The 23,198-nt window shown below is 64.4% G+C and carries 22 protein-coding genes and 1 tRNA gene; 13 read left to right on the forward strand and 10 right to left on the reverse strand.

Annotation, left to right across the window (positions count from 1 at the left end; genetic code table 11):
- Position 1 precedes the first annotated feature (1 nt).
- From BRA1253DRAFT_RS39555 to BRA1253DRAFT_RS39575, 5 genes are all read right to left on the reverse strand, one after another.
- Positions 2–3,220 carry an efflux RND transporter permease subunit gene (locus BRA1253DRAFT_RS39555; protein WP_007603516.1) on the reverse strand — a complete coding sequence of 1,073 codons (3,219 nt, stop codon included), beginning with the start codon at positions 3,218–3,220 and terminating at the stop codon, positions 2–4.
- A complete protein-coding gene (gene ihpB, locus BRA1253DRAFT_RS39560; RefSeq protein WP_007603518.1) occupies positions 3,213–4,202 on the reverse strand; it encodes a divalent metal ion exporter adaptor subunit IhpB in 990 nt (329 codons plus the stop codon). Before ihpB ends, BRA1253DRAFT_RS39555 begins: the two co-directional genes overlap by 8 nt.
- Positions 4,199–5,473, reverse strand: a complete 1,275-nt coding sequence (gene ihpA / locus BRA1253DRAFT_RS39565; protein WP_007603520.1) for a divalent metal ion exporter subunit IhpA — start codon at positions 5,471–5,473, stop codon at positions 4,199–4,201. The genes ihpB and ihpA overlap by 4 nt, the downstream gene beginning before the upstream one ends.
- 56 nt (positions 5,474–5,529) lie before the next feature.
- Entirely contained in the window at positions 5,530–5,892 is a 363-nt protein-coding gene (locus BRA1253DRAFT_RS39570; protein ID WP_007603521.1) for a hypothetical protein, read from the reverse strand.
- A 121-nt stretch (positions 5,893–6,013) separates the two neighbouring features.
- Positions 6,014–6,247: a hypothetical protein gene (locus BRA1253DRAFT_RS39575; protein ID WP_007603522.1), complete on the reverse strand. Its 234-nt coding sequence runs from the start codon at positions 6,245–6,247 to the stop codon at positions 6,014–6,016.
- A 352-nt stretch (positions 6,248–6,599) separates the two neighbouring features.
- Here BRA1253DRAFT_RS39575 and BRA1253DRAFT_RS39580 point away from each other — a divergent pair, with 352 nt between their 5' ends.
- On the forward strand, positions 6,600–7,493 hold the full coding sequence (locus tag BRA1253DRAFT_RS39580) for a hypothetical protein (RefSeq protein WP_007603523.1): 894 nt from the start codon (positions 6,600–6,602) through the stop codon (positions 7,491–7,493).
- Positions 7,494–7,560: 67 nt separating this feature from the next.
- Here the strand turns inward: BRA1253DRAFT_RS39580 and pepT are convergent, their stop codons facing one another.
- Together pepT and BRA1253DRAFT_RS39590 are read right to left on the reverse strand one after the other, a co-directional pair.
- Positions 7,561–8,811 (reverse strand): peptidase T, encoded by a 1,251-nt coding sequence (gene pepT, locus BRA1253DRAFT_RS39585; RefSeq protein WP_007603524.1) that lies wholly within the window; start codon positions 8,809–8,811, stop codon positions 7,561–7,563.
- Positions 8,812–8,913: 102 nt separating this feature from the next.
- On the reverse strand, positions 8,914–9,243 hold the full coding sequence (locus BRA1253DRAFT_RS39590) for an HU family DNA-binding protein (RefSeq protein ID WP_007603525.1): 330 nt from the start codon (positions 9,241–9,243) through the stop codon (positions 8,914–8,916).
- A gap of 234 nt (positions 9,244–9,477) precedes the next feature.
- Here BRA1253DRAFT_RS39590 and BRA1253DRAFT_RS39595 point away from each other — a divergent pair.
- Both BRA1253DRAFT_RS39595 and BRA1253DRAFT_RS39600 read left to right on the forward strand, forming a co-directional pair.
- Positions 9,478–9,554 (forward strand) — tRNA-Asp (locus tag BRA1253DRAFT_RS39595).
- Between the two features lie 202 nt (positions 9,555–9,756).
- Positions 9,757–10,590 carry an FkbM family methyltransferase gene (locus BRA1253DRAFT_RS39600; protein WP_007603527.1) on the forward strand — a complete coding sequence of 278 codons (834 nt, stop codon included), beginning with the start codon at positions 9,757–9,759 and terminating at the stop codon, positions 10,588–10,590.
- A gap of 92 nt (positions 10,591–10,682) precedes the next feature.
- Here the strand turns inward: BRA1253DRAFT_RS39600 and BRA1253DRAFT_RS39605 are convergent, their stop codons facing one another.
- The 3 genes from BRA1253DRAFT_RS39605 to BRA1253DRAFT_RS39615 form a co-directional block, all read right to left on the reverse strand.
- On the reverse strand, positions 10,683–10,886 hold the full coding sequence (locus tag BRA1253DRAFT_RS39605) for a hypothetical protein (protein ID WP_007603528.1): 204 nt from the start codon (positions 10,884–10,886) through the stop codon (positions 10,683–10,685).
- A 141-nt stretch (positions 10,887–11,027) separates the two neighbouring features.
- Complete coding sequence (locus BRA1253DRAFT_RS39610) at positions 11,028–12,323, reverse strand: MFS transporter (protein WP_007603529.1); 1,296 nt, start codon at positions 12,321–12,323, stop codon at positions 11,028–11,030.
- A gap of 60 nt (positions 12,324–12,383) precedes the next feature.
- The gene (locus BRA1253DRAFT_RS39615; RefSeq protein WP_007603530.1) at positions 12,384–13,574 is read right to left on the reverse strand and encodes an aromatic ring-hydroxylating dioxygenase subunit alpha; all 1,191 of its coding nucleotides are present in this window, start codon (positions 13,572–13,574) and stop codon (positions 12,384–12,386) included.
- Between the two features lie 181 nt (positions 13,575–13,755).
- Here BRA1253DRAFT_RS39615 and BRA1253DRAFT_RS39620 point away from each other — a divergent pair, with 181 nt between their 5' ends.
- The 10 genes from BRA1253DRAFT_RS39620 (at position 13,756) to nuoF (ending at position 23,198) form a co-directional block, all read left to right on the forward strand.
- Positions 13,756–14,271, forward strand: a complete 516-nt coding sequence (locus BRA1253DRAFT_RS39620) for a MarR family winged helix-turn-helix transcriptional regulator (protein WP_007603531.1) — start codon at positions 13,756–13,758, stop codon at positions 14,269–14,271.
- 199 nt (positions 14,272–14,470) lie between these two features.
- Positions 14,471–16,720 (forward strand): TonB-dependent siderophore receptor, encoded by a 2,250-nt coding sequence (locus BRA1253DRAFT_RS39625; RefSeq protein WP_007603533.1) that lies wholly within the window; start codon positions 14,471–14,473, stop codon positions 16,718–16,720.
- Between the two features lie 576 nt (positions 16,721–17,296).
- Entirely contained in the window at positions 17,297–17,662 is a 366-nt protein-coding gene (locus BRA1253DRAFT_RS39630) for an NADH-quinone oxidoreductase subunit A (RefSeq protein WP_007603535.1), read from the forward strand.
- Positions 17,653–18,240 carry an NADH-quinone oxidoreductase subunit B family protein gene (locus BRA1253DRAFT_RS39635; protein WP_007603537.1) on the forward strand — a complete coding sequence of 196 codons (588 nt, stop codon included), beginning with the start codon at positions 17,653–17,655 and terminating at the stop codon, positions 18,238–18,240. Before BRA1253DRAFT_RS39630 ends, BRA1253DRAFT_RS39635 begins: the two co-directional genes overlap by 10 nt.
- Positions 18,241–18,251: 11 nt before the next feature.
- Positions 18,252–18,866, forward strand: a complete 615-nt coding sequence (locus tag BRA1253DRAFT_RS39640) for an NADH-quinone oxidoreductase subunit C (protein ID WP_007603539.1) — start codon at positions 18,252–18,254, stop codon at positions 18,864–18,866.
- A gap of 2 nt (positions 18,867–18,868) precedes the next feature.
- Positions 18,869–20,065, forward strand: a complete 1,197-nt coding sequence (locus BRA1253DRAFT_RS39645) for an NADH-quinone oxidoreductase subunit D (RefSeq protein ID WP_007603549.1) — start codon at positions 18,869–18,871, stop codon at positions 20,063–20,065.
- Positions 20,065–21,027 carry an FkbM family methyltransferase gene (locus tag BRA1253DRAFT_RS39650; protein WP_007603550.1) on the forward strand — a complete coding sequence of 321 codons (963 nt, stop codon included), beginning with the start codon at positions 20,065–20,067 and terminating at the stop codon, positions 21,025–21,027. The genes BRA1253DRAFT_RS39645 and BRA1253DRAFT_RS39650 overlap by 1 nt, the downstream gene beginning before the upstream one ends.
- Positions 21,028–21,039: 12 nt before the next feature.
- Positions 21,040–21,651, forward strand: a complete 612-nt coding sequence (gene nuoE / locus BRA1253DRAFT_RS39655; RefSeq protein ID WP_007603551.1) for an NADH-quinone oxidoreductase subunit NuoE — start codon at positions 21,040–21,042, stop codon at positions 21,649–21,651.
- Positions 21,651–21,857, forward strand: a complete 207-nt coding sequence (locus tag BRA1253DRAFT_RS40670) for a hypothetical protein (RefSeq protein WP_007603552.1) — start codon at positions 21,651–21,653, stop codon at positions 21,855–21,857. Before nuoE ends, BRA1253DRAFT_RS40670 begins: the two co-directional genes overlap by 1 nt.
- 15 nt (positions 21,858–21,872) lie before the next feature.
- Positions 21,873–23,198, forward strand: coding sequence for an NADH-quinone oxidoreductase subunit NuoF (gene nuoF, locus BRA1253DRAFT_RS39660; protein ID WP_007603553.1), 1,326 nt, complete (start codon positions 21,873–21,875; stop codon positions 23,196–23,198).

The raw sequence follows: 23,198 nt of genomic DNA on the forward strand, positions 1-23,198 counted from the left end.
TCTAGCGCTCCCCGGAAGCTGCCAAATCAGGCGCCATTGTAGGCCTTTCGGCGCCCCCGTCACCGCGGAACAGCACATAGAGCGCCGGCAGCACCAGCAGCGTCAGCACGGTCGAGGAGATGATGCCGCCAATCACCACGGTCGCGAGCGGCCGCTGCACCTCGGCACCGGCGCCGGTCGCAAGGGCCATCGGCACGAAGCCGAGGGACGCCACCAGCGCCGTCATCAGCACCGGACGCAGGCGTGTCAGCGCGCCCTCCCGCACGGCATCGGCAACGGGGTGGCCCTGGCTGCGCAGCCGCTCGATGAAGGCGATGATGACGAGGCCGTTGAGCACGGCCACGCCCGACAGCGCGATGAAGCCGACGCCGGCGCTGATGGATAAGGGGATGCCGCGCAGCAGCAGCGCGGCAACGCCGCCAGTCAGCGCCAGCGGCACGCCGGAGAACACGAGCGCCGCATCCGCCGCCGATCCCATGCCCATGAACAGCAACAGGAACACCAGCAGCAGCGCCACCGGCACCACGAGCGTCAGCCGCTTGGTGGCGGAGACCAGTTGCTCGAACTGTCCGCCCCAGCCGATCCAGTAGCCTGGTGGCAGTTTGACCTTCTCCGCGACGGCTGCCTCCGCCTCGGTGACGAAGGAGCCGAGATCGCGCGCGCGGACATTGGCGGTGACGACGATGCGCCGCTTGCCGTTCTCGCGGCTGATCTGGTTCGGGCCGGGCGTCGCATCGACGGCGGCAACCGACGACAGCGGCACATAGCGCATCTGAGCAAGAGGAGGGGCGGGCAATGCCGTCCGGATTGGCGCACCGATTGCCGCTTCCTCACCCGGCGGCAGCGGGATCGGGATCGCCTTGATGGCCTCGAGATTGCCGCGCAGATGTTCCGGCAGGCGCACGACGATGTCGAAGCGGCGGTCGCCCTCGAACAGCTTGCCGGCCGACTTGCCGCCCACGGCGATCTCGACAATGCCCTGCACCTCGCTGATGCTGAGCCCGTACCGGGCGAGCGCCTGGCGGTCGAGGCGGACGGTGAGGATCGGCAGGCCCGAGACCTGCTCGATCTTGACGTCGCTGGCGCCGCGAATACGGCGGATCGCGGCCTCCACCTGTTTTGCCGCGCCTTGCAGGATGTCGAGGTCGTCGCCGAAGATCTTGACGCCGACGTCGCTGCGCACGCCGGAGATCAGCTCGTTGACACGGAACTGGATCGGCTGGGAGATTTCATAGGCGCTGCCGGGGATGTCGTCGGCGGCACGGTCGATGGCCTCGATCACGTCGGACTTGGGCCTGCCCGGGTCGGGCCATTCGGCGCGCGGCTTCAGCATGACGTAGCCGTCGGTCTGTGCCGGCGACATCGGGTCGGTTGCGATCTCCGCGGTGCCGATGCGGGTGAAGAATTCCTTCACCTCCGGAATCTGCGTGATGCGTTTTTCCAGCGCCTTTTGCAGGTCCAGCGACTGGGTCAGGCTGGTGCCGGGAATCCGGATCGAGGCGAGCGCGACGTCGCCTTCATCCAGACTCGGAATGAACTCACCGCCCATGCGCGCGGCGGCAACGCAGCTTGCGACCACGATGATGGCGGCCATGATTGCGACGCTGAGGCGATGGTCGATCGCCAGCCGGAGCAGGGGGAGATAGGCGCGCTTCGCCAGCCGCATGAACAGGTTTTCGTGTTCCGACACCTTGCCGGTGACGAAGATGGCGACCGCGGCCGGCACGAAGGTGATGGAGAACAGCACCGCGGCGCCCAGCGCCATCAGCACCGTCAGCGCCATCGGGGTGAACATCTTGCCTTCGACGCCGGTCAGCGTCAGCACCGGCAGGTAGACCACCGCGATGATCAGCGTTCCGAACAGGCTCGGCTTGATCACCTCGCTCGAACCGCGCCGGATCGCACGCAGCCGTTCGGAGGTCGTGAGCAGGCCGCCTTTCTCGCGCTGGGCCTCGGCCAGCATGCGCAGGCAGTTCTCGACAATGATCACGGCGCCGTCGACGATGATGCCGAAATCGATCGCGCCGAGGCTCATCAGGTTCGCACTGACCCTGGTCTCGACCATGCCGGTGACCGTCATGGCCATGGACAGCGGAATGACGCAGGCCACTACCAGCGCTGCGCGGATGTTGCCGAGGATCAGGAACAGCACGGCCACGACCAGGGCCGCGCCTTCCACCAAATTGTTCTCGACGGTGCGGATGGTGGCTTCGACCAGATCAGTGCGGTCGTAGACGGTCCGCGTCACGACGCCGTCGGGCAGCGATTTGGCGATCTCCTCGAGCCGGGCCGCGACACGGCGCGCCACGGTGCGGCTGTTTTCGCCGATCAACAGCATGGCGGTGCCGAGCACGGTTTCCTCGCCATCGCGCGTTGCGGCCCCCGTGCGCAAATCGCGGCCTTCGGTGACGGTCGCGATGTCCCTGATCCTGACGGGATTGCCGCCGCGCGAGCCGATGACGATGTCCCTGAGTTCGCCGACATTGCCGACCTGGCCCGGCGAGCGAACCAGATATTGCTCGCCGTTGCGCTCGATATAACCGGCGCCGACGTTGGCATTATTTGCGGCGAGCGCCGTCATGACGTCGTGGAAGCCAAGCCGGTAGGCCATCAGCTTGCCGGGATCGGGGAGCACGTGGAATTGCCGCTCGAAGCCGCCGATGGTGTTGACCTCGATCACCCCCGGCACGTTGCGAAGCTGCGGCTTGATGATCCAGTCCTGCACCGTGCGCAAATCGGTCAGCGAATAGTCGTGACCGCCTTGCGTCTTCGCGCCAGCCTTGGCCTCGACGGTGTACATGAAGATCTCGCCGAGCCCGGTCGAGACCGGTCCCATCGCGACCTCGACGCCGGCCGGAAGCTGGTCCTTCACCTGCTGGATCCGTTCGCCGACGAGCTGGCGGGCAAAATAGATGTCGGTGCCGTCCTTGAAGACGACCGTCACCTGGCTCAGGCCGTAGCGCGAGAGCGAGCGGGTGTAGTCGAGTTTCGGCAGCCCGCCCATGGCGGTCTCGACCGGGAAGGTGATGCGTTGCTCGGTCTCCAGCGGCGAATAGCCGGGGGCGCGGGTGTTGATCTGGACCTGGACGTTGGTGATATCAGGCACGGCGTCGATCGGCAGGCGCTGGAAATTCCACACTCCGAGGGCGACGGCGCCGAGCGCGAGCAGCAGGACCAACCAGCGCTGCTGCAGCGAGACCGCGATGAGACGCTCAATCATGCTCGGCCTCGCCCTTGCCCATCTCCGCCTTCACGACGAAGCTGTTTTCCGCGACGTAATGCTCGCCGGCCGATAGTCCGGCCCTGATCTCGACATGGCGGGAATCGGAATCGCCAAGCTCCACCGGGCGCGCCTCGATCTTGTCGCCGTCCTCGCGGACGAAAACGATGGTCCTGTTCTCCAGCGTCTGGATCGCGCTTTTGCGCACGGCGACCGCGACGTCGCGCGCGGCGAGGATCAGCCGTGCCGTGACGAACAGGCCGGGACGCAAGCGCCCGTCGGGATTTGGCAGCACCACGCGCGCCAGCGCGGTCTGGGTGTCGCTCGAGCCGATCGGGGCCATGTAGGAGACGGTGCCCTTGATCTCGCCGCGGCCGTCGTCGGGATCGATCAGCACCTCGTCGTTGAGGCGGACGCGCCGCAGGTCCTGCCGGTAGATCGACAGGTCGACCCGGATGGTCGAGAGATCGGCGACGACGAAGGCCGGCTTCTGCTCGGAGGCATATTCGCCGAGCGAGATCTGCCGCTCGATGATGGTGCCGGCAAGCGGCGCCTTGAGCTCGTAGACGGTGAGGCTCTGGTTGCTCTCGATTGCGGCGAGCAGATCGTCTTTGCCGACCCTATCGCCGATGCGCTTCTGGATCGATTTGGCGACGCCGGGAAAGCGCGGCGTCACCTGCACCACGGCTTCCTGGTTGGCGCGCAGGATGCCGTTGAAGGCGAGCGTGTCGGTCAGCGTGACGCTCGCGGCTTCCGCCAACGTCACGCCGGCGGCTGCGAGCTTGACGTCGGAGATGCGGATCCGGTCGGCGCCGTGCTCGTCCTGCTCGACATGGTCGTTCGGCTTCTCCGGCTTCTTGTCTGCGGCGTGTTCGGCATGCTCGACCCTGGCCGGGCCGAGCAGGGAATAGCCGTAAGCGCCAAGTGCGGTGCCAAGCGCGGCGGCAACGAATGCGACGAGGATGGTGGAGGACGTCTTCATCGTGCGCTCTCCCGCGCCAGCGTGAAGGGGTTGCCGACGAGGCCTTCGATGGTCGCCACCCCCGCGTGGAAATTCTGCAGCGCCTCCTGCTCGCGCAGCCGCGCCTGGGTGACGCTGGCCTGGGCGTCGAGCACTTCGAGCAGACTGAAACGGCCCTGGCCGTAGCCTTGAGCAATGGCGTCAGACGCTTCGGTGGCCTTGGGAATGGCGCTCTCGCGCAGCACCGCAAGCTCGCGCAGCGAGCCCTGGAGCGAGTCGTAGGCGCGGCCGGCGACCACGATCAGCGTGTTGCGGTTGGCCTCGCGCTCGGCCTTGGTCTTGGCGAGGCTTTCCTGCGCCGAGAGGATATTGCCCTGGTTCTGGTCGAACACGGGGATCGGCACCGAGACGGTGAGGCGCGCCGCGTCGTCATTGGTCTCGTTGAAATGGCGCCAGCCGGCGGCGATCCGCACGTCGGGATAGGGCCGCAGCCGCGCCAGCAACAGCTCGGCATTGCGCTGGGCATAGATCGCGGTCCAGCGCACCAACTGCGGATTGGCATCGATCGCGGCGACGACGGACTGGAATGTCGGCGGCCGTCCCATCGTGTCGAGCCGTCCGGAGACCTCGCCGAATTTCGGTGCCGCGTCGCCCATCAGTACCGCCAGCTCGCGCCGGGCGCTGGCCAGCGTCGCCTTGAAGCGCTCGCGGTCGGCCCTCACCAGGGCGGATGCCACTTCCGCACGGCCGGTCTCGGCCGGCGAGGAGGCGCCGGCCTCGACGCGGCGGCGCAAGAGCGGCGTCAGCCGATCGATGGCGGTGATCTGCTCGTCGAGGATCTGGATGCGCCGCTGCGCGCCGAGTACGCTAAGGAAGGCAATCGCGGTCTCCGACAGCACCTCCAGCCTGACGGCCTTGCGCTGGATCGCGGCCACCTCGATGCCGGCGACACCCGCCGCAATCCGCGCGTCGCGTTTGCCGAACAGCTCGAAGGCCTGGCTGATCTGAAGCGTGGTCTCGGCCGATCGCGTGCCGCGATAGATGCCGGACCCGAACGAATTGTCCTGTTCGTAGGTCAGCTCCGGATTGAGAAGCGCACCTGCCTGGATGCGCTGGCCCGTGGCGATGCCGACATCGCGCTCCGCCGCAGTCAGCCGCGGGCTCGTGGCCAGCGCGCGCGAGAGCGCGCTCCGCATCGTCAGAGTCTGGGCGTGAGACGGCGCAAGCGCCAATCCGGCAATCAGACACGCTGCCGCGCACGCCAGGCGCGCGGCCATTCCCCTGCAAAACATGAAACCGACCTGTGAAGGATGACCGAATGGGCGCGCGCGGCGCCCGACCAATCCGTTCAGGCCATATGTTTGGGAGGCGGGGAGTCGGTGTCGGGAACAATTCCGGCGAGCCGGGGTGCGCGTTGTGGGCGCGATACGGACACGAGCCCGATCGATGCGGCCGGTGGCGCCGGCTGCGCCACCGTCACCGAGAAGCAGCCATGGCAATGATGTCCGCCGATGGCCTTGTGGTCGTTGTGATCTGCGGAGCCGTCAAGGACCGCGCTGATCTCCGAGCCGCCACCGGGCGTGGTGACGTCGATGTCATGCAGGCCATGCAGCGCTCCCGCGAGCAGGTAGACAACCGCGATCAGCACAGACAGCAGCCCGCGCCAGTTGCGCGGCCGGCATGATCCTGAGGGCTGGCGGTTCGCGAGCACGATTTCACTCTGGTTGCGGTCTGCGTCCGGCCTAGCATGGGGGCGGGAACAGTGTCGACCCGCAACATTGTTACGTCCCTGGAACAATTGCCGCAGCGGTCGCGAAGACGGCAGCTCTTCATCATTGGCGCGTGATCAGGCTGAGCTGAGCATCGGCTGCCGCTCCGCGTGCTGCTTCCGGCACATCGCTGGTGTCGCCGTCTTCGACGGTGACGACGGCGTGACAGCCCGCTTCCATGGCCCGTTCCAGCCATTTGATGGCTTCGTCGATCCACTGGTCGTGGTGCTCGGGATCGGCGATTGCCTTTTCCCGGAATGCATCTGCCTGATGAAGGCACGCGGTTCTGCGATCCACGCGGCTCTCCCAATCCAGAGGTTCCGCCCCAATCGCATCCTTGATGATCGGAGAGCCGGCGTCGTTAACATAGGACAGGAACCGCCGCCCAAAAACAAAGCCCCAGCCGGGACCGACCGGCTGGGGCTTTCGTGCTCACAAACTTCATCCTTGGGACTTGGACAGATAATCCGCATCGCGCCGGTTCGTTCCCGCAGGCTCGGTCCAATTTGGAACGTTCCTTATTCGTTGTGATTAGCGACGAGGAGACATTGAGGAGGACGGACCATGGACGGATTGATTTATCTCATCGGCTTGATCGTCGTGATCATGGCGATCCTGTCGTTCTTCGGCCTGCGTTGAGAGGGCGGTGATGACGATGGAAACTCTCATACGGGAAGACATCATGGAAGGCGGCGGCGTCGCTGCCGATGACCGGCGCACCATCCAGTGGAGCTCGGTCATCGCAGGCGCTTTGGCTGCCGGCGCTATGTCGTTCATCCTGGTCGGCTTTGGAGTCGCAGTCGGGCTAGGCGTCAGTTCAGCCTCGCCGACATGGCGCGATGCTTCGGCGGCGCTTGCGCTGCTGTCCGGCTTCTATTTGATCATCCAGGCGATTATCAGCTTCGGCTTTGGCGGCTATGTCGCCGGCCGTACAGCGCGACCAGCGCCGGCGATTGCGACGATCGAAGACGATGGCGAACGACGGGATGGCGTGCATGGGCTGATGTCCTGGGCGCTTGCCGTGCTGCTTGGTGCCGCTCTGCTCGCGATGCTCGGCGCAGCAGCGATTGACCGCTCGCCGATGCGCAGTTCGGCCAGCAATACCTCCGCCGCCGAGCCCTTGTTGAGTTACGAGCTGGATAAGCTGTTTCGCGTAGCGCGGCGGCCCCCCAACACCGACCTCAGGGAACCTCGTGCCGAAGCAGGACGCATCCTGATGACGTCATCGAGCCACAGCGGCGTCAGCACCGATGATCGGGCCTACCTCGTGCAGCAGGTGGCCGCGCTGACGGGACTCGCGGCACCCGACTCGGAACGACGGGTCGACGCCGTGATCGCGGATTCAAGAACGGCGATCAATCGGGCGCGGCGTAACTCCATCATCGTCGCCTTCTCCGTTGCGGCAGCAACCCTGATCGGCGCGGCGGTGGCCTGGGCTGCGGCGGTTGCCGGCGGTCGCCATCGCGACGGCGAACCGCTGCCGAACTGGATGGCAAGCTCGAACCGCTTCCATCGCAATCCGCGCGCGATGCCGGTGCCGTAACGTTCAGAACATGGCCGGGAGCGATCCCGGCCATGGTGTGCTTTGACCAGAGGCGCGACGAGAGGCGCTAGGCCTTCTCCTCCCAGATCATGGCGAGGTGGACGATCGTCTGAACCGCCTTCTCCATGTCCTGCCGGCTGACCCATTCGAGCCGCGAGTGGAATGCGTGCTCGCCGGCGAAGATGTTGGGGCAGGGCAGGCCCATGAAGGACAGGCGGGAGCCGTCGGTGCCGCCGCGGATCGCGGTGCGCATCGGGCGCAGGCCGGCGCGGCGGATCGCTTCGATGGCGTATTCGAGAATGTGCGGGTGGCGATCGATCACCTGCTTCATATTGCGGTACTGCTCCCGCACTTCGAATGTGTAGGTCGAGCGCGGAAAATCCTTCATCACGTCCTTGACGATGTTCTCGAGCAGGATCTCCTTCTCCTTCAGCCCTTCCTCGGTGAAGTCGCGCACGATGAAGGAGAGCGTCGCCTGCTCCAGCGCACCCTCGATGCCGATCGGATGCAGAAAGCCCTGCTTGCCTGATGTCGTCTCGGGCGAGCAGCCTTCCCGGGGCAGGCGCTCGACGATGGCGGCGGCGATCTTGATGGCATGCTCCATCTTGCCCTTGGCGTAGCCGGGGTGGGCACTGACGCCGTTGATGGTGATGGTGGCACCGTCCGCCGAGAAGGTCTCGTCCTCGACGCTGCCCGCACTCTCGCCGTCCATGGTGTAGCCGAACTCGGCGCCCAGCTTCTTGATGTCGACATTGTCGACGCCGCGGCCGATCTCCTCGTCAGGCGTGAACAGGATCTTGATGGTGCCGTGCTTCACTTGCGGGTTGTTGATGAAGAAATGCGCGGCATCCATGATCTCGGCGACGCCGGCCTTGTTGTCGGCGCCGAGCAGCGTGGTGCCGTCGGTGGTGATGATGTCGTTGCCGATCTGGTTCTTCAGCGCCGGATGCTCGGCGAAGCGGATCACCTGGCTGGTGTCGCCTGGGAGGGTGATATCGCCGCCGCGATAGTTCTTCACCATCTGCGGCTTGACGTCCTTGCCGGTGACGTCGGGCGAGGTGTCCATGTGCGAGCAGAAGCAGATCACCGGCACCTTCTTGGCCGTGTTCGCCGGGATCGTTGCATAGACGTAGCCGTAATCGTCGAGATGAGCGTCCTCGACGCCCATTTCCCTGAGCTCGGCGGCGAGCACACGGCCGAGATCCTTCTGTTTCTCCGTCGAGGGCGAGCTCGGGGATTCCGGATCGGACTGGGTGTCGATGGTGACGTAGCGCAGGAAGCGCTCGGTCACGGTGTGCGAAAAGGTGAGGGAGGACATTTCTGGTCAAACCGCCGAGTGAGGTGAGAGAGGCGGTATACCAGAAAACTGGGCCGCGTTGCGGCCGGAGCACGCCGATCAGGCTTAACGAAACGTGAGTGGTCAGATCGCCTCTTTCAGCTCCTTGACCGGGCGGAAGGCGACCTTCTTGCTTGCCTTGATGTGGATGGGCTCGCCCGTGGCAGGATTACGGCCGGTGCGGGCGGCGCGCTTGCGCACCTGCAGGATTCCAAGCCCGACGATCCGGACGCGGTCGCCCTTCTTCAGATGCTTGGTGATGAGGTCGACCATGTCGGTCAGAACGGCCTCGGCGCGCTTCTTCGACAGGTCCTGGCTCTCCGCAATGTCGGCGGCGAGGTGCTTGAGCGTGATGGTGGCGGGAGCGGCTGCCTTCTTCGCCGAATCCTTCTTGGCCGAGTCTTTCTTAGCCATGTCTGGCCTCCTCGATTCCTGCCGGTGGTCGGGATGACGGCCCCCAAACCCCGCAAGTTCCCGGAGGGGTAGACGATTCGGGGCTGGACTGACACGTCAGGCCCGCGGGCGAGGGTCACGTTCGTGCGCGCTCTCAGCGGAAAACCGATCGTTCCGGCTGTGGATGCAACATCCTTGACTTCAACAGGTCCGGCCTTTAAGTCCCCCCTCGTTCCGCAGACATTTGCGTGTCACGCGGGAGTAGCTCAGTTGGTTAGAGCGCCGGCCTGTCACGCCGGAGGTCGCGGGTTCGAGCCCCGTCTCTCGCGCCATTTTTGGCAATCCTTTCATACCCTTATCTTCAAATCCTGATCTCGCTTCGATCCCGGGTCACGCGCGACCCGACGCCTGCACGCTTTTTGGTCTTCGACCTCCGCAAAAATTCCTCGCCCGCGCGACGGCCGTCAGGCGCCGGATTGATCGCGCCGTCGATCGCATGGTACCGCTCAATCCGGGATTGTTCGGATCGATTTGATGCAGGCAGCCGATTTCAGCGCGACGTTGCAGAATTTGTTCGCGAAGGGCGTGCGCTACGGGACCGTCATCGATCTGGGCTGCGCCGATGGGCACTTCGTGCTCAACCATCAGTCGTGCCTCGGCGGTGCGGTGCCACTGAACGTCGATGCTAACAGGATCTACGAGGACTCCCTCAAGGCGATCAAGGAGGTGCTTGGCGGGCACTATCGCATTTGCGCCATCACCGACCACGAGGGCGAGATCGAGATCACGGAATCCGTGCATCCCTACTGGTCATCGCTGCGCCCCGCCGGCGACGTCTACTGGTCGCGGGTCAACGACCTCTCCACCAGCAAGGTGAAAGTGCCGGCGACGACGCTTGATGCGCTGGTCGAGGAGCTGTCGCTCAAGCCGCCGTTCCTGCTCAAGCTCGATGTGCAGGGCGCGGAACAGGCCGCACTGAAGGGCGCGCGGTACGTGCTCGAGAATTGCAGCGTGGTCGTCTGCGAGACTGACGTTGACGACTTCCAGGACATCAACGCGATGCTGCTGGACGCAGGTTTCTTCCTCTACGATTTGACGACGCTGCAGCGCCTGCGCGACGGAACGCTCGGCTGGTTCTACCCGGTCTATGTCAGCGGCAAGCTCGCCCATCTGAAGCCGCAGGCGTTCTGGGACGCCGGCGACAATGCTGCCGTGATCGGCGTGCAGGAGACGCGCCGCAAGATGATCCTGGAGCAGAACAGGAAGGCCCTCAACCGGCTGCGTTATGGGCAGAGCGGTGTCGGCCGCAATGATCCCTGTCCCTGCGGTTCAGGCGAGAAATTCAAGCACTGCTGCGGCAGCTATTGACCCGATCCATATCGGAGCATCACCCCCATCGCCTGAATCAAAAAGGCCGCCCGAAGGCGGCCGTTCGGTATCAAACCGGACCTTTTTGGTCCTCAGCGGATCTCCGACGTCCCGGCGCTGGTGACCACGACCGGCTTGCCGGCCTTGATCACGTGGGCGGACTGGGCGGTCTGGCTGTAATCGGCATTGGTGCGGGCTGCGATTCCGAAGGCGGCCACCGTGATGCCGGCCACCAGCGCCACCACCACGATCTTCAGGTGGGTCGCACGATCAGCAGAGTGAATTGAGTGGTTCATCTGAGCCTCCCGACGGGCTTTGCCGCCGTCTATGGCTCTTCTTGTAAGGACCGTCTGTTTCCGGATGGTTTCGCGGGTTCCGCAAAATGGTTTCATGAATACGCCCGGTTGGTTTCGCCGGGCTTGCGGTCTGCACCGGCCTCAGACGGCCGCCCGGCCGATATCGTCCCGGATCGAGCGCGCCGCCCAGACGAACAGGAGCGCCCCCAGCGTGGTCGTGACCGCCGCCGAAAGCAGGGAATAGCGCACGGCCTCGGCGCCGTAAGCGCCCTTCAGGGCATCGTTGACCACGCCTACCGCGAGCGGCCCGACGCCCTGGCCGAAGCAGGTGGCGGTGAGCGCGATCAGGGCGGAGGCCAGCGCCCGCATGCTCGGCTTGGCCACCGTCTGCGCGATCGCGAAGATCGGTCCGAGATGGAAGCCGACCAGGAACGAGGTCAGCGCCAGCGTGGCCACCATCATCGCAAAGTCCTGCGTCAGCATGCACAGCGCGAACACCGGGCCGGCAAGGCCCGAGGTGATGGCGGGCGCCCACAGCTTCCAGCGATCGTCGCGGCGGCTGATCTGCGCCACCACGAAGCCGCCGAGCAGGGTGCCCGCCATGCCGGCGAGCCCCTTGAAGGTGCCGGCATAGGTGCCGATCTCGGCGCTCGACAGATGGTGCACGCGCGCGAGGAACGGCGGTATCCACGCCGCGGTCGCATAGTTCGTGTAAGTGGTGAGACAGAAGCCGATCAGCACGATGATGAAGCTCTGCTGCGAGGCCAGGAAGCGCAGGGTCGGCCCGAGCGGCTCAGGCACGAAAGTCTCCTGCATGGCGCCGCGCTTCGGCTCGGAGATCGTCAGCCACAGGACAATAGCGAGCAGGATACCGGGCAGGCCCGCGACGTAGAATGCCATCCGCCAGCCATAGTGCTGGTTGACGTACCCGCCCACGAAATAGCCGAGGAAGACGCCGAGATAGGTGCCGACGGCGTAGATGCCGAGCGCGCGCGGACGCTCATTCTTGGCAAAGAGATCAGCGACGATCGATTGCGAGGCGGGAGAGCCCGCGGATTCGCCGATGCCGACGCCGATCCTCGCCAGCGCCAGCGAAGTGACGCTCGAAGCGGCGCCGCACAACGCCGTCATCGCACTCCAGAACGCGAACGCAGCGGCGACGATGTTGCGCCGGTTGAGCCGGTCGGCGACGCGCGCGATGGGAATGCCGAGCAGGGAATAGAACAGGGCGAAGCCGAAGCCCGCGAGCAGGCCCATCATGGTGTCGCTGAGCTGGAATTCCTTCTTGATGGGCTCGATCAGGACGTTGAAGATCGTGCGGTCGAGGAAGTTCAGCGCGTAGATGATCGTGAGCAGGCCGAGCACGTAATAGCGCCGTGCCGAGGGTTTTGCCGCGGCGGCCGTTTGCACCGACATCTGTGACGTCACATCGACCATCGCTTCCCCCAATTTGTCGTTGTTCTCGTTGTCGGTCCAGCCCTGATTGGAGCTGGCATGTCAGCCTTCGCGGATGTAATTCCCCGCTTCGAATTCGACCGGAGGCGCGTTCACATCGAATGAGATTCCGATCGGATTGCGGCCTGCTTCCATCGCTTCGAGCTGCTCGCTCAGCATGCGCCGGATCATGAGGATGCCGCGGTCGCTCTGGCCGAAATGCTCCTCGGAATGGATGGTCTGCGGTCCCTGGCCGACCTGGGCTTCGTAATCGCCCGGAAATTGCTGGTGCTCTTCCTCGGTCATGTCCCACCAGAATTTGCCGTTGAACTTCGAACGCATGCGGCCGATGTCGCCGGCGCTCTTGACGCGACCGGCGACGTAGATGCGGAACGAGGTGTCATCGATCGGCAGCGTCCAGCCAAGCGACTCGACGCGGGCGAACTGCGCCACGCGAGGGTTCGGCACGACGCGCAAGGTGGGGAGCGCCGCCTCGGTGACGCGGTAAAACACACGGCCGTCATCCTGCTTGCGGATCGAGCGTACGGCGATGCCGCGCGGCGTTTTGTCGAACGTCACCTCCGGCATCGACGCCATCATGTTGGTGAATTGCGGACCCGAGAACGAGCCGTGCAGCACCGGCACGTGGTAGGGATCGACCACATTCTCGAAATGCTGGAGCCAGTTGCAGGGGATGATCGCGGGACCGCCGCCGCCGATCGAGGAATCGTCGGCCTCGACGAACTCGCCGTCGTCCATGGTCTCCAGGCATTCATAGGCCGGTAGCACCGGACGTTTCTCGGCCGGGCCCATATAGGCGAAGATCAGTCCGTAGCGTTCCTCGACCGGATACCAGGGCTGGCGCACCTTGTCCTTGAACTGGCCGCCGTCCGGCTCGCAGGGCTGCTCCAGGCAATGACCCTCGGTGTCGAACTTCCAGCCGTGATAGCAGCAGCGGATGCCGTCCTCCTCGACCTTGCCATAATAGAGCGTGGTGCCGCGGTGGCAGCAGCGAGCGTGCAGCAAACCGGCGCGGCCGTGCTTGTCGCGGAACAGCACCAGATCCTCGCCGAGCGTGCGGACTTTCTTCGGCGTGTCGGTGGCGTCACTGATGAGGCCAACCGGATGCCAGTAGCGGCGGAGCAGTTCGCCCATCGGCGTGCCGCGCACGACCGAGGTGAGCTCGGTGCGGGTGTGCGCCGGCTTCATCGCATAGGCCGTGCCGAGATCGCGATCCCGCTGGGTGATGCTCATACCGGTCCTCCCGCAGTTGGCCGTACCGGCCGGGCCATTTTTGATGCCTTGTGCCAAGTGAAGATTAGATAGATGACAATGTCAACGATTTTTAAATGCCTCTTAGTCGCATTCGGATCAGGCTGGGGAGGTCGCGCTACCAAGACTTGGCACGCCGCGGCTTTCTTGGCAGAGGTGGACCATGAGCCAGACATCAAGCAGGGCCGGGCGCACATCGTCCGATGCGGACGAAAGTCAGTCGCCGGCGCCGATCACCGTCATGCTATCGTCGCGGCTGATGGTGCTGGCCAATCTGCTCAAGCGCGGTGCCATCCTGCGCTACAAGCGCCTCGCCGGATTGTCATCGGTCGAGTTCGGCCTGGTCGCCTCGCTCGGCCGGCGGCCGCCGATGAGCGTGGCGCGGCTTGCGGAAGCCGTCGGCCAGGACAAGGGGCAGATCAGCCGCGCGCTTGCGGAACTCGTGTCGCGCAAGCTGATCGCGAAATCGGCCAACCCGAAAGACAGCCGCGAGGTGCTGGTCTCGCTGACCGCAACGGGCCTTGCGGCACATGATGCGATCGTCGCCGGTGCGCAGGAGCGCAATCGGCGTTTGCGCGAACATCTGAGCGAAGCCGAGTTCGCGACCTTGCTGCAGCAGGTCGATCAGCTGACGGCGATCGCCGCCGAGATGCTCGAGAGCGAGAAGATTTCGCGCTGACGTTTCGGCGATCCCGGAACATGTTGGATCGCTTCCAAGACCCTTTCCAAGACTCTTTCTAAGACTCCTTCTAAGAGGCTTTCAATTAGGGAATTCGCGCGCGCTCCCCTAAGCGTCACCGCAAGCGCATGCCGTCATTGGCCGACAGCATGTGCAATCAAAACACGCAGTTTTGGGGTTGCGCGTGAACAGTCTTGGAATGCTGCGGTCGGCCGTATTGGCGACCGCATCCGCCTGGGTTTTGCTGCCGCAGGCATCGCTTGCACAATCTCCTGCGCAGAGTGGCGCGCAGAACATTCCGTCGGTGACCGTCACCGCGCCGGAAGCGCGCCGCCGGGCGGCGCCCTCCGTCCAGCGCCGCGCGCCGCGATCATCCGAGCAGACCGCCAGCCGGAGCAGGCCGCCGCCGCGCAATGTCGGTTTCGTCGAGACGCCACGCGGGCCGGTGCACGGCTACGTCGCCGGCCGCAGCTCGTCCGGCACCAAGACCAACACGCCGATCATGGAGACGCCGCAGGCGGTGTCGGTGATTGGCGCGGAGCAGATCCGCGACCAGAAGGCGAACAAGCTCGACGAGGTCCTGCGCTATACCGCCGGCGTCCGCGCCGGGACCTTCGGCGCGGACACGCGCAACGACTGGTGGCTGATCCGCGGCTTCAAGTCCGACGATGTCGGACTGTTCCTCGACGGCATGCAGCTGTTCTACACGTCCTATGCGAGCTGGAAGCTTCAGACGCCCAACATGGAGCGCGTCGAGGTGCTGCGCGGTCCGTCGGCCGTGCTCTATGGCGGATCGAGCCCGAGCGGCATCGTCAACGTCATCAGCAAGATGCCGCCCGCGGAGCCCGTCCGTTTCATCGAGACCGGCGTCAACAATTTCGGCAATGCCTATGTCGGCTTCGATGTCGGCGGTCCGGTCGCGACGAGCCCTGAGAACGGCAAGCTGTTCTACCGCGTCGTCGGCCAGGTCCAGAACGGCCCCACGCAGGTCAATTTCACGCCGGATAACAACTACTTCATCGCGCCCTCGGTGACCTGGAAGCCGGACGCCGACACGACGTTCACGGTGCTGGCTTCAGCTTCCCGGCAGGAAACCCGTGGCATCAACTTCCTGCCCTATGAGGGCACGGTGACCAACGCTCGGTTCGGCAAGATCCCGACCAGCTTTTTCGCCGGCGATCCCAGCGTCGACAAGTTCACGCGCGAGCAGGAGATGCTGGGCTATCAGTTCGAGCGCAATCTCACCGACGATTTGACGTTCCGGCAGAATGCGCGGTTTGCCCATGTCGACGTGACCTATCGCGGCTACGTCGGCAACAATTGGGCTGACATCAACACGGCTAGTCTTGGTCGCTATAATTGGTATGCGAAGAACACCGCGAACCAAGCCAATCTCGACAACCAGCTGGAGTACCGCTTCAACACCGGCGCGCTGCGTCACACCATGCTGTTCGGGGTCGATTTGAAGGGCTACCAGATCGACGACTATCAGGCATTCAACTTCGGCACCGTTCCTTCGATTAACGTCTTCAATCCCGCCTATGGATTTGACATTCCGTTGACGGGCGCGCCGTTCCGCAACTTCCAGATCACGCAGAAGCAGGCCGGTACCTATCTTCAGGACCAGATGAAGCTCGGCAACTTCACGCTGGTGCTGAGCGGCCGCAACGATTGGGTCGAGACGACGCAGGCTGGCCGTGATACCGGCGCCACGCTCGCCAGCCGCGACGACAGCAGGTTCAGCGGGCGCGCCGGGCTGATCTACAATTTCGACAACGGCATCGCGCCCTATGTGTCGTACGCCACAAGCTACAATCCAATTATCGGCCTCAACGCGCAAAACCAGCTGTTCCTGCCGGAGACCGGCCAGCAGGCGGAAATCGGCGTCAAGGTCGCGCCGCGGGGATTTGACGGCTACTTCACCGCTTCGGTGTTCGACTTGAAACGTCAGCATGTGGCAACGACCGACCCTGTCGTCACGACCTTGCAGAACCAGACCGGGGAGGTGACCTCGCGCGGCATCGAGCTCGAAGCGGTGGCGAACGCCACGCGCGAGCTGAAGCTGATCGGCTCGTTCACGGCCTACCATTTGTTCAACAGCAGGGATCTGGACCCGGCGTTGGTCGGCAAGACCCCGACCAACACGCCTGAGCTTCTGGTGTCCGGCTGGGCGGACTACACCTTCAAGGACGGGCCGCTGGCGGGCTTCGGCTTCGGCGGCGGCATCCGCTATATCGGTTCGTCGTGGGCGGATGCGGCCAATACCCTTGAGGTTCCCGCGGTCGTGCTGGGCGATCTCGCGCTCCACCATGAATGGCAGAACTGGCGCACCGCGCTGAACGTGGTCAATTTGACCGACAAGATCTACGTCGCCAGCTGCGCGGCGGCGTCCTCCTGCTTCTACGGCGACCGCCGGCGCGTCACCGCCAGCGTTTCCTACAAATGGTGAGGACAGGCCAAATGGTGGGGAAAGGCGAAAGGCGATCGTGAGAGCCTGACCGGCTCGTCACCCGGCTTCCACCACGAGATCGATGAGCTCGCGGGCCATGCCCCCCGGCCCGAAGCTCATGCGAGCGCGGCGCGCGACGACCCAGCCACGTTGCCGCCGCGCTCGCCACCCATTTTTCGCTGCGGCGAAGCGGGCGCCTCCTGCCCGACGCATTCGCCAGACGAGCCCGGGTCCGATCGTGATGCATGGCTCCCGGGTCGCTCGCCCGATAATGGGCGCGCTTGGCCTCGTTGTAATCTGGACTTTGCAGCGTCGCGGCCTAGATAGAGTGAGCCTTCCCAATCACGGACGTCACGGCCCAGCGCGTGTGGACTGATCGGGGCGCCCTTGCTGGGGCGGTCGATCTGCTCCATACCAGCCGCGGGGTGATTCCGGGATTTCCACCGTTCTGAGGGCGACAAAGGGCCTAAAAAGAGCGTGTCTTGCGCCCATTGGTGCACTGCGCTAAGGCTCAGAACAATTCCAAACTGGACGAATCCGTGGCTGTCCCGAGGCTGCGGGAAAAAGGGCTCGTCAATGAGCGGCATTCTGCAGAACTATCTTCCACTCGTCGTCTTCATAGGGGTAGCGGGCCTCATTGGCCTGGTGCTGCTGATCGCGCCGTTCATCGTGGCGTTCCAGCAGCCTGACCCGGAAAAGCTGTCGGCGTATGAGTGCGGTTTCAACGCCTTCGACGACGCCCGCATGAAGTTCGACGTCCGCTTCTATCTCGTCGCCATCCTCTTCATCATCTTCGACCTCGAGGTGGCGTTCCTGTTTCCCTGGGCTGTGGCGTTCGGCAAGCTTGGCGCGACCGGCTTCTGGTCCATGGTGGTGTTCCTTGGCGTGCTGACGGTCGGGTTCGCCTATGAATGGAAGAAAGGCGCACTGGAATGGGATTGAACCCTGTGTCGTCCGCCGGTCCGGTTCTCGCGCCGGCCCCCAAGGGCATCCTTGACCCGTCGACCGGCAAGCCGGTCGGGGCCAATGATCCGTTCTTCCTCGAGGTCAATTCGGAACTGTCCGACAAGGGCTTCTTCGTGGCCGCGACCGACGACCTCATCACCTGGGCGCGTACCGGCTCGCTGATGTGGATGACCTTCGGTCTCGCCTGCTGCGCGGTCGAGATGATGCAGGTGTCGATGCCGCGCTACGACGTCGAGCGCTTCGGCTTCGCGCCGCGCGCCTCGCCGCGTCAGTCGGACGTGATGATCGTCGCGGGGACCCTGACCAACAAGATGGCGCCGGCGCTGCGCAAGGTCTACGACCAGATGCCCGAGCCGCGTTACGTCATCTCGATGGGCTCCTGCGCCAACGGCGGCGGCTACTATCACTATTCCTACTCGGTCGTGCGCGGTTGCGATCGTATCGTGCCGATCGACATCTACGTGCCGGGCTGCCCGCCCACGGCGGAAGCGCTGCTCTACGGCGTGCTGCTGCTGCAGAAGAAGATCCGCCGCACCGGCACCATCGAACGCTAAGGTTTTACGTCATGGACGACGCCAAGCTCGACGCCCTGGGGCAGACGATCGTTAGCGCGCTTCCGGGCGCCGCCATCGGTCATTCGGTGGCCTTCAACCAGCTCACGGTCGATGTCGAGGTCAGCAAGATCGTCGAGGTGGTCAAGTACCTCCGCGACGACCCGAACTGCCGCTTCATCAATTTCACCGACATCACGGCGGCGGACTATCCCTCGCGCGAGAAGCGCTTCGACGTGATCTATCACTTCCTGTCACCGACCCTGAACGCGCGGGTCCGGCTCAAGGCCCAGGCCGACGAGACCACGCAGGTGCCGTCGCTGATCGAGGTGTTTCCCGGCGCCGACTGGTTCGAGCGCGAGGCCTACGACCTCTACGGCGTGATCTTCGTCGGTCATCCCGACATGCGCCGCCTCCTGACCGATTACGGCTTCGAGGGTCATCCGCTGCGCAAGGATTTCCCGACCACCGGCTTCCTCGAGGTCCGCTATGACGACCAGGAGAAGCGGGTGGTGTACGAGCCGGTCAGGCTCAACCAGGAATTCCGCAAGTTCGACTTTTTGTCCCCGTGGGAGGGCGCCGACTATCCGGTCCTTCCGGGCGATGAAAAAGCGGGGCCGAAGGTCTGATCATGAACGAGCAACCCGAACAGCTTCGCAACTTTACGATCAACTTCGGACCGCAGCATCCAGCTGCGCACGGTGTTCTTCGTCTTGTGCTTGAATTGGATGGTGAGGTCGTCGCCCGCGTCGACCCGCATATCGGCCTGCTTCACCGCGGCACCGAAAAGCTGATCGAGCAGAAGACCTATCTGCAGGCGATCCCTTATTTCGACCGTCTCGACTACGTCGCGCCGATGAACCAGGAGCACGCCTTCTGCATGGCTGCGGAAAAGCTGCTCGGCATCGAGGTGCCGCGCCGCGCGCAGCTGATCCGCGTGCTCTATTGCGAGATCGGCCGCATCCTGTCGCATTTGCTCAACGTCACCACGCAGGCGATGGACGTCGGCGCGCTGACCCCGCCGCTGTGGGGCTTCGAAGAGCGCGAAAAGCTGATGGTGTTCTACGAGCGCGCCTCCGGCAGCCGCATGCACGCAGCCTATTTCCGCGTCGGCGGCGTGCATCAGGACCTGCCGCAGAAGCTGGTCGACGACATCGACGCCTGGTGTGATCCGTTCCTGAAAGTGGTCGAAGATCTCGACCGGCTGCTCACCGCCAACCGCATCTTCAAGCAGCGCAACGTCGACATCGGCGTCGTCTCGCTGAAGGAAGCCTGGGAGTGGGGCTTCTCCGGCGTGATGGTGCGCGGTTCGGGCGCGGCCTGGGATCTGCGCAAGTCGCAGCCCTATGAATGCTACGCCGAGATGGATTTCGACATCCCGATCGGCAAGAACGGCGACTGCTACGACCGCTATCTGATCCGCATGGAAGAGATGCGCCAGTCCGTGCGCATCATGAAGCAGTGCATCCAGAAGCTGAACGCAGCCGACGGGAAGGGCCCCGTCGTCGTCGAGGACAACAAGGTCGCGCCGCCGCGCCGTGGCGAGATGAAGCGCTCGATGGAAGCGCTGATCCATCACTTCAAGCTCTACACCGAAGGCGTCCACGTGCCGGCCGGCGAGGTCTACGCCGCGGTCGAGGCGCCGAAGGGCGAGTTCGGCGTCTTCCTGATCTCGGACGGCACCAACAAGCCCTACAAGTGCAAGATCCGCGCGCCGGGCTTTGCGCATCTGCAGGCCATGGACCACATCTGCCGCGGTCATCTGCTCGCCGACGTCTCGGCGATCCTCGGCTCGCTCGACATCGTGTTCGGAGAGGTCGATCGGTGATGGCGCAGGCGCCGATCCAGTTTGACCGCGCCTCGGGGGCCCTTGAAGGGGCCAACCTGTGGGAGCGGACGGCTGCCTTGGCGCTGGTGACGGGATCGAAGATCTCGTCGCACTTCTCGCATATGGGCTACATCGCCTGCGCCAATCTGCTGCGGAAGACGCTGCCCGAGCGCAACATCGCGATCAAGCTCAACCCCGACGCCGTGTTCGAATTTCCCTACGGCGACGGCTATTGGAGCAAGCTGCTGAACCGCTCCTACAATTATGAGGACGAGCTGGAGCTGTTGTTCGCCGATTCCATCGACGTCGACTACACGCTGCTCGATTGCGGCGCGAATTACGGCTATTGGTCGGTGCTGGTGTCGAGCAAGCCGTTCGGTTCGCACAAGGCGATCGCGATCGAGCCGTCCGGGCAGAACTATCCGAAGCTCGCCAACAACGCCCGCATCAACGGCAGCCGCTTCGAGACCATGAAATGCGCGATCGGCGCGGCCCGTGGCACCGCGCGTCTGTCAGGCACCAAGCACGAGGCCTTCAGCATTGCCGGCGATGCGTCGGCGGTCGGCGAGGACGTGCCGGTCATCGCGCTCGACAATCTGATCGACGACGGCAAGGTCGCTAGCACCGGCAAGTACCTGATCAAGCTCGACGTCGAGGGCGTCGAGATCGAGGCGATCAAGGGCGGCGCCCGGCTGCTCCAGGCCGACAGCGTCGTCATGTGCGAGGAGCACGGCAGCGACCGCTCGCATGCGGTCTCGCGCTACATCCTCGAACACACCCCGCTGAAGCTGATCGTCTACGATCCCAGCACAAGGCGTATGGAAACGGTGACCGAGCTGTCGATCCTCGACCGCATCAAGGTCTCGACCCACGTCGGCTACAATGTTTTCGGCACCGCAAGCGCATTCTGGCAGGACAGGATCAATGCCCTGAATGCGAAAACCGCGCGCCGCATGCAATGAGAGATTGAAGAGATGTCCGTTCGCCGATTAGCACCGAAGGAAGTCCAGCCCGCGAGCTTTGCGTTCACGGAGGAGAACCTCGCGTTCGCCAAGCAGCAGATCGCGAAATATCCGGCCGGGCGCCAGGCTTCGGCCGTCATCGCCATCCTCTGGCGCGTTCAGGAACAGCACGAAGGCTGGGTCTCGGAGGCCGCGATCCGCGCTGTCGCCGACCTGCTCGACATGCCCTATATCCGCGTGCTCGAGGTCGCGACCTTCTACACGATGTTCCAGCTCGCCCCGGTCGGCAAGAAGGCCCACGTCCAGGTCTGCGGCACCACGCCGTGCCGCCTGCGCGGCGCCGAGGATCTGATCCACGTCTGCGAGCACCGCATCCATCACGAGCCCTTCCATCTCTCCAAGGACGGCAATTTCAGCTGGGAAGAGGTGGAGTGCCTCGGTGCCTGCGTGAATGCGCCGATGGTGCTGATCGGCAAGGACACCTATGAGGATCTGACCAAGGAAAGCTTCGGCAAGGTGCTTGACGGTTTTGCTTCGGGCAATCCGCCCAAGCCCGGTCCGCAGAACGGCCGCCAGTTCTCGGCGCCGACCGGTGGGCCGACCACGCTGAAGGAAATCACCTGATGCGTGATCTCTCGGCGCCGCGAGTTGAAGGGAGCAGTGTTGTGAAGAAGTGGGGCTTCGTCGCAATGCATTCCGCCGTGGCGGCCACATTCATTTTCCTGCTTCAGCGCTTCGCCCTGAGCGCGTCGCTGGAATCCAGCCTGCTCTGGGCGCTGACCTTTGCCGTCTGCGCCGCCGGGCTTGCCTACAAGCAAGCCAACCGTTGATCGGAAAGCACTGACATGCTCGAGGACAAGGACCGCATCTTCAAGAACCTCTACGGCCTCCACGATTGGGGGCTCGAGGGCGCTCGGCGCCGCGGCGCCTGGGATGGAACGAAGAACATCATCGACAAGGGCCGTGACTGGATCATCAACGAGATGAAGGCGTCGGGGTTGCGCGGCCGCGGTGGCGCCGGCTTCCCGACCGGCCTGAAATGGTCGTTCATGCCGAAGGAATCGACCGACGGCCGGCCGAGCTATCTCGTCGTCAACGCCGACGAATCCGAGCCCGGGACCTGCAAGGATCGCGAGATCATGCGGCACGATCCGCATCTCTTGATCGAGGGCTGCCTGATCGCGAGCTGTGCGATGAATGCGCATGCCTGCTACATCTATGTCCGCGGCGAGTTCATCCGCGAGCGCGAGCATCTCCAGGCGGCGATCGACCAGGCCTATGAGGCCAAGCTGGTCGGCAAGGACAATATCAACGGCTGGCCGTTCGACATCTATGTCGCCCACGGCGCCGGCGCCTACATCTGCGGCGAGGAAACTGCGCTGCTCGAGAGTCTCGAAGGCAAGAAGGGCCAGCCGCGGCTGAAGCCGCCGTTCCCGGCCAATGTCGGCTTGTATGGCTGCCCGACCACCGTCAACAATGTCGAGTCGATCGCCGTTGCGCCGGACATTCTTCGCCGTGGCGCGGCATGGTTCGCCGGCATCGGCCGTCCCAACAATGTCGGCACCAAGCTGTTCTGCATCTCCGGCCATGTCGAGCGGCCCTGCAACGTCGAAGAGGCCATGGGCATTCCGTTCCGTGAGCTGATCGAGAAGCATTGCGGCGGCATTCGCGGCGGCTGGGACAATCTCAAGGCCGTGATCCCGGGCGGCTCGTCGGTGCGCATGGTGCCGGCCGAGCAGATCATCGACACGCCGATGGATTTCGACTCCTTGAGCAAGCTGCGCTCCGGCCTCGGCACCGCGGCCGTGATCGTGATGGACAAGTCGACCGATTTGATCCGCGCCATCGCCCGCATCTCCTATTTCTACAAGCACGAGAGCTGCGGCCAGTGCACGCCGTGCCGCGAGGGCACCGGCTGGATGTGGCGCGTCTTGACCCGCATGGCCGAAGGCCGCGCCCACAAGCGCGAGATCGACATGCTGCTGGAAGTCACCAAGCAGGTCGAAGGCCACACCATCTGCGCGCTCGGCGACGCCGCGGCATGGCCGATCCAGGGCCTGATCGCGCATTTCCGTCATGAGATCGAAGCGCGCATCGACCAATATTCGCACAAGGCCGACATCGACGATGCCGGCGTCCGCGATCCCGTGAACATGGTCGCGGCGGAGTAG

This window comes from Bradyrhizobium sp. WSM1253, assembly GCF_000244935.1.
Lineage (GTDB): Bacteria > Pseudomonadota > Alphaproteobacteria > Rhizobiales > Xanthobacteraceae > Bradyrhizobium > Bradyrhizobium canariense.

Bases quoted from the DNA above. Each gene is read 5' to 3' on its own strand.
- BRA1253DRAFT_RS39620 (WP_007603531.1), top strand. From the start codon at position 13,756: ATGAGCCAGACATCAAGCAGGGCCGGGCGCACATCGTCCGATGCGGAC.
- nuoF (WP_007603553.1), top strand. From the start codon at position 21,873: ATGCTCGAGGACAAGGACCGCATCTTCAAGAACCTCTACGGCCTCCAC.
- BRA1253DRAFT_RS39610 (WP_007603529.1), bottom strand. From the start codon at position 12,323: ATGGTCGATGTGACGTCACAGATGTCGGTGCAAACGGCCGCCGCGGCA.
- BRA1253DRAFT_RS39650 (WP_007603550.1), top strand. From the start codon at position 20,065: ATGGCGCAGGCGCCGATCCAGTTTGACCGCGCCTCGGGGGCCCTTGAA.
- BRA1253DRAFT_RS39645 (WP_007603549.1), top strand. From the start codon at position 18,869: ATGAACGAGCAACCCGAACAGCTTCGCAACTTTACGATCAACTTCGGA.
- BRA1253DRAFT_RS39625 (WP_007603533.1), top strand. From the start codon at position 14,471: ATGCTGCGGTCGGCCGTATTGGCGACCGCATCCGCCTGGGTTTTGCTG.
- ihpB (WP_007603518.1), bottom strand. From the start codon at position 4,202: ATGAAGACGTCCTCCACCATCCTCGTCGCATTCGTTGCCGCCGCGCTT.
- pepT (WP_007603524.1), bottom strand. From the start codon at position 8,811: ATGTCCTCCCTCACCTTTTCGCACACCGTGACCGAGCGCTTCCTGCGC.
- BRA1253DRAFT_RS39630 (WP_007603535.1), top strand. From the start codon at position 17,297: ATGAGCGGCATTCTGCAGAACTATCTTCCACTCGTCGTCTTCATAGGG.
- ihpA (WP_007603520.1), bottom strand. From the start codon at position 5,473: ATGTTTTGCAGGGGAATGGCCGCGCGCCTGGCGTGCGCGGCAGCGTGT.
- nuoE (WP_007603551.1), top strand. From the start codon at position 21,040: ATGTCCGTTCGCCGATTAGCACCGAAGGAAGTCCAGCCCGCGAGCTTT.
- BRA1253DRAFT_RS39615 (WP_007603530.1), bottom strand. From the start codon at position 13,574: ATGAGCATCACCCAGCGGGATCGCGATCTCGGCACGGCCTATGCGATG.
- BRA1253DRAFT_RS39640 (WP_007603539.1), top strand. From the start codon at position 18,252: ATGGACGACGCCAAGCTCGACGCCCTGGGGCAGACGATCGTTAGCGCG.
- BRA1253DRAFT_RS39590 (WP_007603525.1), bottom strand. From the start codon at position 9,243: ATGGCTAAGAAAGACTCGGCCAAGAAGGATTCGGCGAAGAAGGCAGCC.
- BRA1253DRAFT_RS39605 (WP_007603528.1), bottom strand. From the start codon at position 10,886: ATGAACCACTCAATTCACTCTGCTGATCGTGCGACCCACCTGAAGATC.
- BRA1253DRAFT_RS39580 (WP_007603523.1), top strand. From the start codon at position 6,600: ATGACGATGGAAACTCTCATACGGGAAGACATCATGGAAGGCGGCGGC.
- BRA1253DRAFT_RS39600 (WP_007603527.1), top strand. From the start codon at position 9,757: ATGCAGGCAGCCGATTTCAGCGCGACGTTGCAGAATTTGTTCGCGAAG.
- BRA1253DRAFT_RS39635 (WP_007603537.1), top strand. From the start codon at position 17,653: ATGGGATTGAACCCTGTGTCGTCCGCCGGTCCGGTTCTCGCGCCGGCC.
- BRA1253DRAFT_RS39555 (WP_007603516.1), bottom strand. From the start codon at position 3,220: ATGATTGAGCGTCTCATCGCGGTCTCGCTGCAGCAGCGCTGGTTGGTC.
- BRA1253DRAFT_RS40670 (WP_007603552.1), top strand. From the start codon at position 21,651: ATGCGTGATCTCTCGGCGCCGCGAGTTGAAGGGAGCAGTGTTGTGAAG.